12 protein-coding genes are annotated in these 14854 nt (G+C 66.6%); 5 read left to right on the top strand and 7 right to left on the bottom strand.

Annotation, left to right across the window (positions count from 1 at the left end; translation table 11 throughout):
* Positions 1–115 precede the first annotated feature (115 nt).
* Complete coding sequence (locus P8R42_10735) at positions 116–1372, top strand: alcohol dehydrogenase catalytic domain-containing protein (protein MDG2305113.1); 1257 nt, start codon at positions 116–118, stop codon at positions 1370–1372.
* Positions 1373–1517: 145 nt separating this feature from the next.
* Positions 1518–3758 carry a DUF3604 domain-containing protein gene (locus P8R42_10730; GenBank protein ID MDG2305112.1) on the top strand — a complete coding sequence of 747 codons (2241 nt, stop codon included), beginning with the start codon at positions 1518–1520 and terminating at the stop codon, positions 3756–3758.
* Here P8R42_10730 and P8R42_10725 read toward each other — a convergent pair.
* Positions 3734–4909 carry a hypothetical protein gene (locus P8R42_10725; GenBank protein ID MDG2305111.1) on the bottom strand — a complete coding sequence of 392 codons (1176 nt, stop codon included), beginning with the start codon at positions 4907–4909 and terminating at the stop codon, positions 3734–3736. The two genes, P8R42_10730 and P8R42_10725, sit on opposite strands and share 25 nt — an antisense overlap.
* Positions 4910–5458: 549 nt before the next feature.
* Here P8R42_10725 and P8R42_10720 point away from each other — a divergent pair.
* On the top strand, positions 5459–6316 hold the full coding sequence (locus P8R42_10720; protein ID MDG2305110.1) for a lysophospholipid acyltransferase family protein: 858 nt from the start codon (positions 5459–5461) through the stop codon (positions 6314–6316).
* Here the strand turns inward: P8R42_10720 and P8R42_10715 are convergent.
* Positions 6251–6451 carry a hypothetical protein gene (locus P8R42_10715; GenBank protein ID MDG2305109.1) on the bottom strand — a complete coding sequence of 67 codons (201 nt, stop codon included), beginning with the start codon at positions 6449–6451 and terminating at the stop codon, positions 6251–6253. The genes P8R42_10720 and P8R42_10715 overlap by 66 nt on opposite strands.
* A 94-nt stretch (positions 6452–6545) precedes the next feature.
* On the opposite strand from P8R42_10715, the gene P8R42_10710 reads away from it, so the two are divergent.
* The gene (locus tag P8R42_10710) at positions 6546–7286 is read left to right on the top strand and encodes a hypothetical protein (protein ID MDG2305108.1); all 741 of its coding nucleotides are present in this window, start codon (positions 6546–6548) and stop codon (positions 7284–7286) included.
* A gap of 69 nt (positions 7287–7355) precedes the next feature.
* Positions 7356–8396 carry an adenosyl-hopene transferase HpnH gene (gene hpnH / locus P8R42_10705; GenBank protein ID MDG2305107.1) on the top strand — a complete coding sequence of 347 codons (1041 nt, stop codon included), beginning with the start codon at positions 7356–7358 and terminating at the stop codon, positions 8394–8396.
* On the opposite strand, the gene P8R42_10700 is transcribed toward hpnH, so the two are convergent.
* From P8R42_10700 to shc, 5 genes are read right to left on the bottom strand one after another with little or no spacing between them, the layout of a single operon-like run.
* Positions 8374–9579 carry a glycosyltransferase gene (locus tag P8R42_10700; GenBank protein MDG2305106.1) on the bottom strand — a complete coding sequence of 402 codons (1206 nt, stop codon included), beginning with the start codon at positions 9577–9579 and terminating at the stop codon, positions 8374–8376. The two genes, hpnH and P8R42_10700, sit on opposite strands and share 23 nt — an antisense overlap.
* The gene (hpnE, locus tag P8R42_10695) at positions 9576–10979 is read right to left on the bottom strand and encodes a hydroxysqualene dehydroxylase HpnE (GenBank protein ID MDG2305105.1); all 1404 of its coding nucleotides are present in this window, start codon (positions 10977–10979) and stop codon (positions 9576–9578) included. The genes P8R42_10700 and hpnE overlap by 4 nt, the downstream gene beginning before the upstream one ends.
* Positions 10976–11887 carry a presqualene diphosphate synthase HpnD gene (gene hpnD / locus P8R42_10690; protein MDG2305104.1) on the bottom strand — a complete coding sequence of 304 codons (912 nt, stop codon included), beginning with the start codon at positions 11885–11887 and terminating at the stop codon, positions 10976–10978. Before hpnD ends, hpnE begins: the two co-directional genes overlap by 4 nt.
* Complete coding sequence (hpnC, locus tag P8R42_10685) at positions 11884–12807, bottom strand: squalene synthase HpnC (protein MDG2305103.1); 924 nt, start codon at positions 12805–12807, stop codon at positions 11884–11886. The genes hpnD and hpnC overlap by 4 nt, the downstream gene beginning before the upstream one ends.
* Positions 12804–14732: a squalene--hopene cyclase gene (shc, locus tag P8R42_10680; GenBank protein ID MDG2305102.1), complete on the bottom strand. Its 1929-nt coding sequence runs from the start codon at positions 14730–14732 to the stop codon at positions 12804–12806. Before shc ends, hpnC begins: the two co-directional genes overlap by 4 nt.
* Positions 14733–14854: the final 122 nt, after the last annotated feature.

The following is a 14854-nucleotide window of genomic DNA, read 5'->3' as shown; positions in this document are numbered from 1 at the left end:
TGCACGAACTAGCTCGACACCTCCACGCTTCCCTTCCGGGCAACTGTTGACCACGACCGGTGCCGCTGACAGGACGTTTTCTCAACTTTTTTTGTCCGAGAGGGGTGAACCACCGATGAAAGCGCTCGTGTTCGATGTGAAGATCGAGGAGATCACGCAGCTCATCCAGGAGACCCAGGCGGACAAGGAAGCGTACCTGGGAGAGCACTCGCCCATTTCGCTCGAAGAGGTTCCGGACGCAAGCGTGCCCTTCGCGGACTGGGTGGTGCTCGAGACGCGGCTTTGCGGGATCTGCGGAAGCGACTACAAGCAGGTCTTCATCGACTTCGAAGGGATCGACTCGCCGCTCGCCACGTTCACGACGTTTCCGCAGGTGCTCGGTCACGAGGTCGTGGCGACGGTCGCCGAGAAGGGCTCGGCGGTCGAAGGTCTGGAGGTCGGGCAACGCGTGGCCCTCAACCCCTGGCTCTCGTGCGCCCCCCGCGGAATCACACCCATCTGCGAGGCCTGCGAAGAGGGGCAGTTCTCACTGTGCGTGAACTTCAAACGGGGACGCCTCGCGCCGGGGATCCACACCGGCACCTGCCGCGACGCCTCGGGCGGTTTCGCTCCGCGCCTCCCCGCGCACGAGAGCATGGCCATCCCCGTCCCCGACGGCGTGAGCGACGATGAAGCCGTTCTCGCAGACCCATTCTCCGTGAGCCTCCACTCCGTCCTGCGGAACCCGCCGAATCGCGGCGACATCGTCGTCGTCTACGGGTGCGGCACTCTCGGACTCTGCGCGATCGAGATCCTGAACAAGCTCTTCGACTGCCGCATCTACGCAATCACCCGGTTCGAGCACCAGGAGCGTCTCGCGCGCCAGCTTGGTGCGATCGAGACCATCCCCTGGCGTCCGACCGAGGACATCATCTCCCGGTTCGCCGACATCACGGATGCACGCGAAGTGCTCCCGGCCGTCGTGGGCATTCCCGCGCTACCGATGCTCTACGGTAGTCGCGGTGTACGGGTGATCTACAACACTGTCGGGACCGCGGAGAGCATCGAAGTCGCGGTTCGAATCGCTGGGTCCCGCTCCACCGTCGTTCTCTCGGGAGTCGATACGCCCGCCCGATTCGAGTGGTCGCCCCACTACTTCAAGGAGATCAACCTCGTCGGCTCGAATGCCTTCGGATACGAGGAGTTCGAGGGCAAGAACCAGCACGCCATGCGACACTATTTCGACCTGGTCGAACAGGGGCGGGTCGACGTCACGCCCATTATCTCGCACCGCTTCCCGCTCGACGACTATCGGAAGGCCTTCCTTTACGCCCACAACCAAGGCGATCACGATGCGGTGAAAATTCTCTTCGACTTCGGCTCTCCGGCCTAAAGCTCAGAGGGTACCTCCGGCGATTGGACGGCGAGCAGTACCTCATCGGTGTCGAGTTACTCACCGTTCGATTCCACGAACCCCGCGGTACGTTCGTCTCCCGTTCGGTCTGATCCGCCGGCCCACGTATGATAGACGTCGGCGCATGCTCCGCCGCATGTCGTTGGTCCTGATTGCACTCGCCGTGGCTGGTTGCGCAACCGAACCGCCCAGCGCCGGCAAAATTACCGGCGCGGCCCGGTCGCCCGACACGATCTCGGAGCGCGACCGAATCCAAGCGCGAGCCGCGGCGAACGTCGCGCGGCCTGCATCGGTGTCGCCGACCGCACGAAAGAACAAGCAGATCCTCTTCGGAGACCTCCACGTCCATTCGACGTTCTCGACTGATGCCTTCATCTACTCGCTCCCGATCTTCAACGGAGAAGGAGCGCACCCACCGGCGGACGCGTGTGACTTCGCGCGCTACTGTTCGGGACTCGACTTCTTCTCCATCAACGATCACGCCGAAGGGCTCACGCCGCAGCTGTGGGAAGAGACGAAGGAGAGCATCCGGCAATGCAACGATCTCGCCGGAGATCCCGCGAACCCCGACATGGTTGCGTTTACCGGCTGGGAGTGGACCCAGAGCGGCCGAACACCCGAGACGCACTTCGGCCACAAGAACATCCTCTTCCCCGGGACGGCCGACGACGAGCTTCCCGCCCGACCGATCTCGTCGATCGACATCGCGACCTACGAGGAAGAGCGCCCACCGCCCGGGTTCGTCATGCATGGTGCGGCCGCCGGTGCACGCCTCTTCGGCTATCCGCGATACGCCGACCTCGTGTCCTTGCTGGGCCGTCTCGCCGAGGCACCCGCGTGCGCCCACGACGTCGACACGAAGGAACTGCCCGCGGAATGCAAAGAGGCCGCCGCCACGCCGGAGGTCCTCTTCCGCAAGCTCGACGAATGGAACCTCGAGAGTCTGGTGATTCCACACGGCCTCGCCTGGGGGATCCACGCGCCTCCGGGAGCTCGCCTCGACGCACAGCTCACACGTGCGCAACACGACCCCGACCGACAGCGACTCGTCGAGATCAGTTCGGGCCACGGGAACAGCGAAGAGTTTCGCGACGTTCCCGAGTACGTGGTCGGCGACGACGGACGAAGGGTCTGCCCCGAGCCAACGAAGGACTATCTCCCCTGCTGTTGGCGGGCCGGAGAGATCATGCGCGAACGCTGCGGCGACCTCCCCCCCGAGGAATGCGACCGCCGCGTCGAACGAGCAAAGCAATTCGCGCTCGAGGGCGGGGTCGGTCCCGACCTCGTGTTCCCAGACACCCGCGGCGCCGACTGGCTCGACTGCGATCAATGCCGCGACTGCTTCAAGCCCGCCATGACGCTCCGGCCGGGGATGACCGCCCAATACGGCGCCGCCGTCACCAACTTCGACGAACGCGACGACGCCGGTGACCCGCTCCAGTTCCGATTCGGCTTCATCAGCTCCACCGACAACCACGCGTCGCGACCTGGAACCGGCTACAAACAGTACGACCGCACGATCATGACCGACTCCCGCGGCCTGACCGACGCGACCACCGAAGAACGCGTCCGGAGTTGGCTCGGCCCCGATCAGGAAAGCGCGACCACTCCCCAATCCGTTCGTCCCAGCCGGCTCTTCGAGCTCTTCGATACCGAGCGGAAGGCCAGCTTCATGTATCCCGGCGGCGTGGTCGCGGTGCATGCCGGCAGTCGCGACCGGCGCGCGATCTGGGATGCGCTGATGCGCCGCGAGGTCTACGGGACCACCGGGCCGCGAATCCTGCTGTGGTTCGATCTCGTCAACAAACCCGACCTCCCCTCCCCGATGGGGAGCGAGGTCGTGCTCTCCGAGAACCCCCGCTTCGACGTCCGGGCCGTCGGCTCGTTCCGGCAACGCCCCGGGTGTCCCGACGAGGCGCGGGTCAGCCTCTCGGCCAAGCGCCTCCATTCGCTGTGCCGCGATGAGTGCTACCACCCCAGCGACGAACGTCACCGGATCACGGCCATCGAGATCGTGAGGATCCGACCACAGAGCCGAGCCGGCGAGCCGATCGCTCCGTTGATCGAAGACCCCTGGCGACGTTTCGATTGCCCGGACGCTCCAGCAGGCTGCCGCGTGGAGTTCCAAGACCCCGAGTACGCCGAGTCTCAGCGCAGTGCGGTGTATTACGCACGCGCGCTGCAGCAACCGACGCTGGCGATCAACGGCGCTGGGCTACGAACCGAGTTCGATACGCAGGGGCGCGCGATCGCGACCACCCAATGCCACGGTGGGTTCGGGACACCCGCCGGCGACGATTGCCTCGCTCCCGTGAGCGAGCGAGCGTGGTCGTCCCCGATCTACGTCGACCCGCCTTCGCGCTGAAGGAAGTCCAGGATGGCGCCTGCGATGACCACACTGCCCTCCGGGCTCGGGTGGCACCAATCCCAGTGGAGTTGCGGCGCATTGACCTGCCGGCTCTTCTCGCGAAGGAGCGGCAACAGGTCAAGCATCGGCACGTCGAGTTCCCGGGCGATCTCCGCGAGGCGCTGCTGCGGATAGTCGTGGACGAACTCCGCATTGATCTGCTCGAGCACCGGGAAGGCGACGATCCGAAACCGGACTCCGTGGAGATCGCACTGACGCTTCATCTCCGCGATGACCGGCGCCATCCGGGCCCATGCCCCCTCGGACCAGGCGCTTCCCCAGTCGAAGAACAGCGCCTGGATCCTCTGATTGAAAGCGCCCGGCTCACGGCGCCAGTCGCCCTGCGCCGGGGGGAACGCTTCGGCCGCCTGCTTCTTCCAGGCGGCGTCAGCCTCGTAGGAGAACACCGACAGATCCTGCACGTCGAGCGCGGAAAGGCTCGCCAGAAGCTGCTCGGCCAACCTGCTGTGCTGCCACCACCCGCTCAGCTCGACGATCTCGATACCCGCCGACGCCTGCGCATCGTTCAGGTACCAGTTGAGCACCACCGTATCGGGCTCGGCCGAGAAGCCCGTTTCCATGAGGATCGCGAGTTCGTTCCCGATGCCAATGGCACCGACCCCGGAGTTCACGGTCTCGATCGGCCGATCCGTCGACTCGGAGAGGGTCTCGACGAGGCGAACGATGGTCTGTTCTTCTTGGAGATAGTCCTGCGACGTTATGGAATCCCCGACGAACAACACGCGCGGGCGATCCTTCACCCCAAGCTCGCGATTTCGGTAGCCCAGAGAATTGGTGCGTACCTCGATGGTCCCGCCCCCCAGACCATGGTTCTGGATCACCGCACGCGTGTTGGCCCGGAACCGCATCCCGGTGGGCGTGTGAAAATAGAGGACACCGCCCGCACTCGGATCGTCGACCGACCGATCCACGCGGAGGAGCTTCTGCTCGGCGTTCTCTGCGGCGAGTCGCTCCGCATGACCCGAGTCTGCAACCAGCCGCGCCCGTTCGGGCGGGGGCAGAAGCAACCGGACCGCGACCTCTGCGAAGACGAGCGCGCAGGCCACCCCGAGCAGAGCCGCGATGATCCTGTATCCCACCTTCCTCATCTCGGCCTCGAACCCGCCACCATTCCTGGCACACCGCGGCGCCGCAAACCAACGACGAGGCCGCCGTCGTCATCGAGCAGCGGTCGCTCCGGGGATCCGCTCCGGATTTCCTTAAAGGGACGGCCGCTTCACCGACTTCGTGCGGGGAGGATTCTCCTCTCTTCACCGAAACCCTACGTGGCATCCAAGGATGCTCCGCTGGAGAGACCCGGGCGGTCAAGTCGAAGCCATAGGGCGCGCCGTGACGACAGCATGGGCCATACGCTCGCTCCTCACCGCCATGCTCACGTCCTTGCTCTACTCGCCTCGAACGCCGCGTCGGGGGAGATCCGGCGCGTCTCCGTCCCGGACGACTCGACCACCGTGGTCGTGTCGATTGCCAACTCCGCGGGCGCCCTACACCCCGGCGAGTTCCCCGTCGCGGGACGCCTTGATGCCCGTCTTCCCAAAAACAACACGCCGCCGCTTGACTCTTAGCCGACCAAAGACCACCTAGAATCGGGGCGCCTCGGTAGAGACGCGAAACCTGGGGGAACGATGAGATCGAACGTGGCTGAGCGACCGCCCGAATCCGAAGCGTACATCGCTCCCCCTTTCGAGCCCCTCCCGCGAGACGTTCTTCGAGGCTTCGAGCACGTAACCGTTCCGGTCGGAGAGGCGATCAATACGTGGCCCCGCCTGAAGACGTTCGCTGCTTCGTTCGGCTACCACGTGCCACGCAACTTCGTGACTTGGGTGACCAGCCAACGGTGGCAGAACTATGGGCTCGAGAACCTCGCGAGCCTACGCGCCAAGCGCGGCGTCATCCTCGTGTCGAACCATCGATCGTTCTTCGACATGTATGTCGCCGCGTGCGCCGTGTTCACCCACGGCAACTTCATCGAGCGGCTGTACTTCCCGGTGCGTTCGAACTTCTTCTACGACAAACCCGCCGGCGCACTCGTGAACTGGGTGATGAGCGGCTACGCGATGTGGCCGCCGATGTTCCGCGACGACCGGAAGGCCGCGCTGAACCGCATCGGACTCAGCCAGATGGCCTACGCTCTCTCAACCCCCGGTGGGGTGCTCGGCATCCATCCGGAGGGAACTCGCCAGAAAGGCGATGACCCCTACGTTCTCGGCCCGGCCCGGCCCGGCGTGGGCCATCTGATCGAACAGTGCCACGAAGACACGATGATCCTGCCCTTCTTCACCTTGGGACTCGGGAACGACTTCGGGCGGGAACTGAAGCTTCGTCTCCAGAGTGATCCGGGGCCCGACATCCGGATGCACTGGGGCTCCGGAATCCGCTGCCAGGACCTCCGCGACCGCTCCGACGGGCCGCAAGACATGGCCGACAACCTACTTCAGATCGTGCACGACCTCGGGCAACAGGACCGCGCTGTGGTCGGCCGCGCGCGGCGCTAGCAACCCGCTGGTGAGCACCCCCGCCGCGAATCCGCCCCAGAAGTTTCCGCGTCGGTAACGGCGACCGGCCTCGGCCGGATGGACGTTGACCAACGAAACACTCACCAACATCACCATCGCTACGAACCATTTCATCCTCGGTCTCCTCCGTTCTCGTTCGGGAGACACAAACAGGAGTCGAGCCTCGAGGTCGCGCGGAAACGAGTGACGCGTGTGTTATGGGGAGGCCGTGCGCTCGGGACCGGTCCTCGTCTGCGCCGCCCTCCCCTACGAGTGCGGCCCCCTCGCGAAGCTACTCACGACGCCTCGGCGCGTGCGGGACGACGCGGGCCGCAGTCGCTGGTCGGGCCGCGTCGCCGACGTCGACATCGTCGTCCAGGAGACCGGCATGGGCCTCGCTGCCGCCGCCGCGACGGCTCGAGCAGCCATCGACGCAGTCTCTCCCCGATGCCTCGTCTCAACCGGGCTCGCTGGAGGTCTTTCCCCGGCGGTCGCGCTTGGCGACGTCATCGTCCCCGATCACGTCGCGCGCTCGGGATCGTCACCCCTTTCTGTCGATCCGGAACTGCGGGCGATCGCCGCGGCCGACTTGCCCCAAGGGCGTTCGCGGCGCGGCCTCCTCGTCAGCGTCGAGCGCGTGGTCCGAACGCCGACCGAAAAATCCGCACTGCGGACGTCGACCCGCGCAGACGCCGTAGACATGGAATCCGCGGCAATCCTCGAGGTCGCGCTACCGATGTCTGTGCCCGCGATCGTCGTGCGTGCCGCCTCCGATACCGCGCAAGACGAGCTTCCCGACCTGAGTGGACTCGACCTCTCCCGCGTCGCGGACCAAGCACGGCTCGCCGCCCGCGCGCTCACGTCCCCTCGGCTGGCTCAGCGGATCGCGCGACTCGGATGGGGCGGCCACCGCGCGACCCGGACCCTCACCAAGGTCCTCGGAAACCTCCTGCCCCGCTTGCATTCCTGACGCGCGGCCGATACTGACCGGATGGTCAGCGTCGATTCAGGGGCGCTCGAGAGGGAGGGACGGCCAGGAATGAGGTACCCGCTGCACATCGCCACGGACATGGCCCGCTGGCAGGTCAAGAACAAGATACAGGGGAACGAGCGTTACCCCATCGTCCTGATGCTCGAGCCCTTGTACGCATGCAACCTCGCCTGCATCGGCTGCTCTCCCGAGCGCCACACCGGCGACCTCAAAGACCGTATGCCGCTCGAGGAATGCCTCGCCGCGGTGGACGAGTGCGGAGCACCCGTCGTATCGATCTGCGGCGGCGAGCCCACGATGTACCCGGAGATCGTCGAACTGATCGATGCCTGCATCGCTCGCAAGAAGCAGGTCATCCTGTGTACCAACGGGATCCTTCTCGATCGCTTCTATAAAAAGGCGAAGCCGCACCCGCGACTGCTCGTGAACGTCCATCTCGACGGGATGCGAGAAACACACGACACCATCTGCGCGCGCACCGGCGTCTTCGACAAGGCCATCGCCGGGATCGAAGAAGGGATCCGACGCGGCTTCGTCGTCTCGACCAACACGACGGTCTTCCGCGAAACGAGCATGGACGAGATCGAGGAGATGCTCGACTTGCTCACCGGACTCGGCGTCCAGGGCGTGCTCCTCTCCCCAGGCTACCACTACGAGGCGCTCGCCGATCGCGACCACTTCTTGTTCCTCGACGAGATCCACCGGAAGTTCAAGCGCGTTCTGCAGCTCTCGAAGTCGTACGCCGTCTCGTCGACGCCGCTGTTCCTCGAGTTCGCCGCGGGCCTCCGCGACTACCCGTGCACACCCTGGGGCAACCCGACGCGGACCCCGCTCGGCTGGAAGGGCCCCTGCTATCTCATCGGCGAGCGACACTACGCCACCTGGGACGAGTACTGGAACGGCGTCGACTGGGACTACTGGGAGAAGCGAAGCGATCCCCGGTGCCAGAATTGCAAGATGCACTCCGGCTTCGAGCCGTCGGTCGTCCGGCATCTCGGCAGCAACGCCCGCGACCTCTGGACCATGGCGAAGTTCCAGTTCGGCCGCGTGCCGCGCACCAAGCGCGTCAGCTCGCACCAGAGCTCCTGACCTTCGCCTCCTTCTCAGACGCCGCGTCGGCCCCCGCGCCGACGCGGCCCTTCCACTCCGCTCCCTTGCCCGTGTAGTGCCGGCGGACGGAGTCCAGCGTCATCGCGCCGTAGACCGCGCCCGCGAGCGGGAGCGCCGTCGCCCAAACCGCCGCCATGGGGCCTGGGTGGTACAAAGAGAGCGTCGGAACAAACGTCGCTCCCATGACCGCCCACGCGCCGGCGCCGAGCAGTGCCACTAGGGCGTCGCCGTGCACGATCCATCCCAGCGTAGCGACGACCGGCACGACGAAGAGAAGCGCGAGCCCGACCACGGTCCCGACGGCGAGCAACGGATTGTATCCGAGTTGGGTGTACGCACTCCGTGCGACCATGGCCCAAATATCGTCCAGGCCGGTGTACGGACGGATGCTCGTCTCGGTAGTGGTGAGGCCGAGCCAGATAGGACCACCGCGCTTCACCGCCCGGCCGAGCGCGCAGTCGTCGATGACCTCGCCCTTCAACGCCTCCATCCCCCCGATGCGTTCGAGAGCCCGGCTCCGCACCAACATGCATCCACCAGCGGCGCCCGCCGTGCGCGCCTCCGGATCGTTCACACGCGGGAACGGGTAGAGCTGGGCGAAGAAGTACACGAACGCCGGGATGAGCAAGCGTGACCAGCCCCGCGCTGCATCGAGCTTGACCATGAGAGAAGTCAAATCCAGACCGCGGCTCTCCGCGCGACGGATGAGCTGCGCGAGGTTGCGCGGACTGTGCTCGACGTCGGCGTCGGTCAGCAGGACGTACTCGGCCGCAGGCCACAAGCGCCGGGCTGCCTGCACGCCAATGTGGACCGCCCACATCTTGCCCACCCAGCCCGACGGCCGGGGCGGCGTGCGGGCGACGGTAAGCCGTCCCTGCCGGTCCGGGAGTCGCTCGGCTCGGGTCGCCGTGTCGTCGCGACTCTCATCGTCCACCAAAATAATGGCGAAGCGCCCCGGGTATTCCTGACGAAGAAGCGAGCCGATCGATCGCTCCACCACGTCGGCCTCGTCGCGCGCCGGCACGACGGCCACGACATCCGGCCAGTGCCGCGGATTGGGATCCCCGTCGTCCAGGCGTTCGGAGCCGACCCAGAAGCGGCCGTGGCAGAAGCACAGGTAGAGCCACGCCAGCAGCGAGATCGCGGCGAGCGCTACCGTCATGCCGCACACGCTCCCCGCGGAGCCCCGCTCCGTACGGACGGCATTGCAGCAACCGCCGTCACCGCCATACGACCACTGAGCGCCGCGCTCTCGATCGTCGCCGGGAGGCCGGTGTCCACCCAATCGCCGGCCAGGAGCAGGCCCGGCACCGTCGTCTCCGTTCCCGGACGAGCCGCAGTGGCCTCGATCGTCGCCGCGATGGTCGCATGCTTCTCGCGGACGATGCGGATGCGCTTCGGGTCGACCGGACCGAGCTCCGGCACCAGAGCGCCGATCTCGTCCGCCGTCGTCCGCGCGATCTCCCGGTCATCGCAGCCATCGAGATGCCCCGCGTCGCTGGTCACGCAACTTAGGAGGGACGGGCCCACGACATTCGCGCCGCGCGACTGAAACAGGTCCGTGTGGAACAGCCACTGCGTCGTCGTGCCGATGAGACCCACCATCTCGGGCAGGTCGACGGCGTGATCGACGGAAACGTGCGCCGAGACGATCGGCACGGTGCCCTGGAGAGCATCCACCCACCCGCCCAACACGTCGACCGGCAGCCTCCCTGCGATCGAAATGCCGGCTACCGCGCGCGGCGGCAGCGCCAGAACGACGGCATCGCAGTCGAACGCGTTGCCATCGCGCGTCCGTACGCCCGCGACCTCCCCCGTTTCGTCGAGATCCACGTGCGCGAGAGCCGCGCGGGAGCACACCTCGACGCCGGCCTGGCGGAGCGCGGCTTCACCGGGCCCACCGAAGATCTCCGCGAGCGGCGCCCCCGGCAAGACGATCGCCGCATCGCGCGCACGCCCAAAGAAGGCCCTCTCGATCACGGCGGCAAAAAGTGCGGCACACGCCCGGGTGGGGTGAACGTTCAGGGCCGCGATCGCGATCGGATCCCAGAGCCGGCGGCTCACGGATTCGGACTGCCCGAGATCCGCGAGGAGCCCGCGCACCGTCTGTTCCGCAAGCCGCGTCGGCGCGCGCTTCCAGCGATCGAGCAAGCGCACCGCAGCGACCATCGCGCCCAACTGCTCGGTGCGCGAGAGCAACCGATAGCCGAGGAGCGCGCGGGAGAGATGAAACGGGGCCGGGACATGACCGGCCCGGAGGACCCCGCGCCGACCGTGCTCTCGCATTTCCATGCGCAGCCCCTGCCAATGCAGGAGGCCTGCGACGCCCAGCCGATCCAGGAAGGCGAGCGTCTCGCGGTAGCAGCCGAGCATCGCGTGCTGCCCATTGTCGAGACCGCGGCCCAGCTCCGCGTCGTGAAACGAGTAGACCCGCCCCCCGAGGAAGGGCCGCCGCTCGAGTAGCCGGACCGCATGGCCCGCGTCCGCGAGGCCCAGCGCAGTCACCATGCCGGCAATTCCCCCGCCGACGACGACGACTCGCTTTGGACGACCTTCCGTCACGCCGCGCGTACGCCCCCGGCCCACGCGCGCATCGCCAACCAGGCCCGCGAAGAGGACGGCACCCGCGCCCGCGTGTCGACCACCCGGGCACCGGTCTCTTCCACTCGGTCCAAGAGACTCGCGTAGATCCGATGCATTGCCTCCGCCGGCGCCAAGTCGCGGCGAAGCACCGGGTCCTCGGGAAGCGCTGCGCCCGCTTGCGCGTATAACGCACGCGCGCGCGACACCTCGAGAGCAACGAGCCGTCCGACTTCCGGCAGGGCGCGACGCTCGAGAAGGGTCTCGGGCTGACAGCCCACCGAGGCGAGGTCCTCGAGCGGAAGGTAGATTCGACCCCGCTCCGCGTCCTCTCCCACGTCGCGAAGGATGTTCGTAATCTGAAAGGCCTTGCCCAACGACACCGCGTAGTCGTCGGCGACCCCGCGCCCGGCCCCGAAGATGCGGACGCACAGAAGACCGACCGTCGATGCGACGTGGTAGCAGTAGCCTTCGAGCTGTTCGGCCGTCTCGTATCGGTCGGTCGTGAGATCGCTCGCGACACCGTCGATCAGATCGAAGAAGGGTTTTCGGGGCAGCGCGAAGGAGTCGATCGCCCAGGACAGAGCCCGACCGATCGAATGCACCGGCCGACCGGCGAACGCCCGCTCCACCTCGCGCCCCCACGCTTCTAAGCGGTCGGCAGGCGCACTGACTCCCGCCGCGTCGGCGATGTCATCCGCCGCACGGCAGAACGCGTACACCGCACACAGCGCATCACGCTTGGCCTGCGGCAGCAGATAGAACGCAAAGTGAAAGCTCGAGCCGCTTCCCTCTACGATAGCTCGACAACGTGCGAGATCGTCCTGGAGGGACCTCCGAGGCGCGAGTGAGAAGCCATGCGCAACCGACGCCAGAGTTGGGGCCGTCATACCACTCCCTTCGGGCGCGCCCGACGGGAACGCGCGCTGGTCCGAGGATCGAGCGCCTTCGTGCCAGGGAAGACCGAGCGAACGACGCTCCCGGTGAAAATCCGTGCGAAGTCTGCCCGCCGTAACTTGGGACGTTCCGTGAGAATCCGTCCACGCAGCTCCTCTATCCGGTCTACGATCCGCAGGCCGCCGCCCGCGAACATCTGCACTTCGATTGCAGCACGCAGCGGCAACCGGGTTGCGAGCTCCTCTCCGGCGGAGAGGAAGTAACGCGCGCGCTCCAACTGCAACGAAAGAAGCCCGTCGAATCCGTGATTGGTCGACCGATCCGCGAGCGCCGCGCCCGCCCCTTCGAAGGCCTCGATTTCCGCGATCGGGAGGTACGAACGCCCGTGGGCGAGATCCACCGACAGGTCCTGCCAGAAGTTTGCGAGCTGCAGCCCGGTACAAACGTCGTCGGACAGAGCAACCGAGCGCGCGTCGCAGACTCCGAACAGGCCCAGGACCAACTGCCCGACGGGATTCGCGGAATCCCGGCAGTACGCGCGTAGCGCGTCGAAATCCCGGAAGGGTTGAAAGTCGACATCGTAACGAAACGCACGAAGGAGAGCGCGCAGGGGCTCGGCACTGAGCCGGCGCTCCTGGACGGTATGCGCGACTGCGCGGAACACCGGCCCGGCCGGGCGAGCGAGCAGCGCCTCATCGAGCTCGCGCTCCCATGCGTCGAGCGCCGCTCGTCGGTCTCCCGCGAAATCCGGCTCGTCGGCGATGTCGTCGGCGCCTCGGGCGAACGCGTACAGCGCCGCAAGGTGGCGCCGGTCCGCCTTCGGAAGCAGCCGAGAACCAATCAGGAAGTTCTCGTAGTGCGAGCGCGCGATCTGGTCGCAGTGCGCGTACGCGCGCTCGAGCTCTTCGCTCATCCCTCGGCCGCGTCGAGCAGCCGCTGGTAGCGCCCGAGCGCCATCAACGGGAAGAAGTTCCGGTAGCCGTCGTATCGAAGGTAGAAGTGTCCCGGGAAGCCGGTGCCCGTGAACTCCGGCTCGGGCCAGCTACCGTCGGGCGACTGCGCGTGACAGAGGTAGCTGATCGCGTCGTTGAGCTCGGGCGTAATCTTCTCATCGCCCGCCATGAGCCCCATCGCGGCCCACGCCGTCTGTGAAGGCGTGCTCGGACCGGGGGCCGGTTGCCTGGGTTCTTCGTACGTCGCGCAGCTCTCGCCGAAGCCGCCATCATCGTTCTGGTAGCCCCGCAAGAACGCACTGCCCCGCGCGATCATGTCGTCGTCCTCACGGGCACCAACTGCGCGCAGCCCCGCGATCACCGACCACGTGCCGTACACGTAGTTTACGCCCCACCGGCCCCACCAGGAACCGTCGCTGCGTTGCGTCCGTCGAAGGTACGCGCGAGCCGCCTTCAACCGCGGCTCGTGCGGCTGGAGATGGAGCATGCCCATCAACTCACAGAGGCGACCGGTGAGATCCTCGGTCGGGGGGTCGATCATCGCCTTCATGTCTGCGAACGGAATTCGGTTCCAGAGGTCGAGCGTGTTCTCCGCGTCGAAGGCGCCATAGCCACCGTCGGCACTCTGCATCCCGAGGGTCCACTCGAGGCCCTGCTTGAACGTCTCGCTCTCGGTCTCGCCCGCGAGCACCATGTCCATGAGGATGACCGCCGAGTCGTCGACGTCGGGGTACCAATCGTTCGCGAATTCGAAGGCCCAGCCGGCCGCCGGAAGATCGGGGCGCAGCACCGCCCAGTCGCCGGGGCGCTTGATCTGACACTTGTCGAGCCATCGCATCGCGCGCGTCACGTGCTCCGCGTTCGGCGCATCGCCGGCATCCACCAGCGCGCGCACGGCGAGCGCCGTGTCCCAGGTCGGAGAGACGCACGGCTGAAAGAGCAGATGACCTTCGCGCTCGGCGAGGAAGTCGTCGAGCGCCTTCAGCCCCGCGACGACCGACGGGTGATCTTCCGCGCAACCCATGGCCCGCAACGCGAGAACGGAGTTCACCATCGCCGGCTGGATGCCGGCCCAACCCCCATTGCTATCCTGACGTTCGAGAATCCAATGCAGGGCACGCTCGAGACCCCGCCTGCGGAAACGGACCGGCAGCCGATCGAGCAGCCGCAGCACCTTGTCGGCAGCAAGGAAAAGATTCCGTACCGTGAACAACTTCGAGTCGGGCGGGAACTGCACGTCGGCCGGCATCGGCGGATCGACCCAGAGTTCCTCCACGCCTTGCCCCGGCGGCACGTCGTACGACGGGCGGTGCTGCAGCAGAATCAAGAGAGGCACGACCGTCGACCGAGCCCAACTCGACATCCGATAGATCGAGAGCGGAAAGCGTTCGGGCAAGAGGAGGAGCTCCGGCGGCAACGCGGGTACACCCGCCCACGGGAACTGATCGAAGAACGCGAGAAAGATCCGCGTGAAGACCTGCGCCTTGGCCGCCCCCCCGTTCGCCCGGATGAAGTGCCGAGCGCGCGTCAGTGCCGGCTCGCTCGCTTCGTGCCCGAGCAGCTTGAGAGCGAAATACGCCTCGATGCTGCAGCTGAGATGGCCCGGCCCGCCGAAGTACAGAGCCCAGCTTCCGTCCTCGCGCTGGGTCGACAAGATGTGGTCGCCCAGGCGCCGCTCGACGTCGGGGACCGAGCGACCGAGGAGCCGGTTCGCGAAGATGTACTGGGCATCCATCGTCGCGTTGGCTTCCATCGAGAAGTGCCAGAAGCCCTCTGCGTCCTGCAGGCCCAGAAGGTGCTGCCGCGCCCAATCCGCGGCTCTCCCCGCGCGGGCCCGGAGCCCCTCGACCCCCGTCGGACTCCCCGCGACGACTGCGCCCGCCATGCCCTGTCCTCCCCGACCCCAAGTCCGTCCGATGGACGGCAGACCCCTGTGGATACTACATTTGTCGCTGACCGATTGACCTAAACCGATCGGTCAGACCGATCGGTCAGGAGAAGTACCGC

This window comes from Candidatus Binatia bacterium (genome assembly GCA_029243485.1).
Taxonomy (GTDB): domain Bacteria; phylum Desulfobacterota; class Binatia; order UBA12015; family UBA12015; genus VGTG01.
The sequence above is the reverse complement of the archived record's forward strand: the minus strand, read 5'-3'. Positions and strand labels throughout refer to the sequence as shown.